We start from the raw sequence: 1,601 nt of genomic DNA on the forward strand, positions 1-1,601 counted from the left end.
CGAGCACCTACTCGAAGGAACTCGGCCCATGTCACGTCACATTACACTCGACCATATTTCGTACGCACATCCGGGTGAGCCCCCGCTTTTCACCGACCTTTCCGCGGTATTTTCTGCGCCACTCACCGGGCTTATCGGCGATAACGGCGCCGGAAAAACTACCCTCTTCAGACTTATTCTTGGCGACATAAACCCTAGTCAAGGGATAATCAGCACCCCACCGCGCATAGCGTACCTACCGCAAGATTTAGGGTTGAGTGGGCATCAGCATCTTGCTGATATTTTTGGAATTACAAAAATACTGCAGGCGCTTGATGCACTGGAATCGGGCGACTATTCCCCCTGCCTTTACGACACCATAGGCGACGCCTGGGATATTGAAGAACGTACCCTCGCAGCCCTTGCCGAACATGGTTTTGGTCCTGCCCTCACTACGACCGATACACAGGCCCGTCGCAACCTTCTGATGCGTCCTCTTAGCACCTTTTCAGGTGGTCAGACGGTCACAGCCGCACTCACCGCGCTTCTATATTCAGACCCAGAGTTCATTCTGCTCGACGAACCGACGAACAACCTGGACTCCGCGGCGAAAGCCCAGCTCTTCACGACACTGGAGGCGCTACCCTGCCCGGCGCTCATCATTAGCCACGACCGTGACCTACTGGAGCGTGTAAACGTGATTGCCGAGCTTCATGCTGACCGTCAGGGGCTGGCGCATCTGCGCCTCTTCGAGGGTAACTACAGCACCTACCGGCAGGCACTGGACACCGAGCAGCAGGCGGCTCAGCGTCGCGTGACCGAGGCGAAGAATGAGGCGCGTAAGGCTGTGCGTGAGCGTGCCGAGAACCAGATTAAGCTCGATCGCAACGCCCGCCGAGGTCGCGAATTTGAGCGGTCAAAGCGGAAACCTGGCATGGCTATGGGCCTGGATAAAAACAGTTCAGAGCGCTCTGCCGGGAAACTTCACACAGCCCACGAAAGCATGGTGGCGGATGCGCGGGCGGCAGTTGGAGAAGCCCAAGAGAACCTGCGCATGCAGGAGCGTATCTATCTGGAACTTGCTCAGGATGCGCTCCCATTGGGGCGGAAGGTACTGGAATTACATCGGGTGAAGAACGACTCTTGCGCGTCTACACCGCAGAGCGCCGACCTTAAGAATGCATACACCCAAAACACTGTTTCACGTGAAACACAACCTTATAAAGTTGATTATCTGCTTCAAATCCAAGATTTTCCCGAGGTTCTTATCCTGACCGGACCCGAACGCCTGCACATCACGGGAGCAAACGGCAGTGGCAAGACTGTGCTTCTCAATGCGATAGCGCACGCGAATGACCCTGATTACCGTTCCCCAGTGCCGCCCGCATACCAAGTGCTCTACCGCCTGGACAACACCGCATACCTGCCGCAGCGCATCATCCTCGACCCGGAGCTCACCCTCCTTGAAACCGTACAGAGGGCAAATCCCGGTGCGAGCGAACAGCATCTGCGTGACCAGCTGGCGCGCCTGCTCTTCCGTCGCGAAAGCGTACATCAGCGCATTGGGGATTTATCCGGAGGTGAGCGCTTCCGTGCCGCGGTGGCGCAGGTGCTTCTGGCTG

General features: G+C 57.0%; 1 protein-coding gene. It reads left to right on the top strand.

From position 1 onward, the window contains the following. Positions 1–28: 28 nt before the first annotated feature. Positions 29–1,601 (top strand): ATP-binding cassette domain-containing protein (locus tag HMPREF2879_RS01725; protein ID WP_070634681.1); only part of this gene is annotated, 1,573 nt, incomplete at its 3' end.

It is taken from the genome of Rothia sp. HMSC069C04 (assembly GCF_001812895.1).
GTDB lineage: Bacteria > Actinomycetota > Actinomycetes > Actinomycetales > Micrococcaceae > Rothia.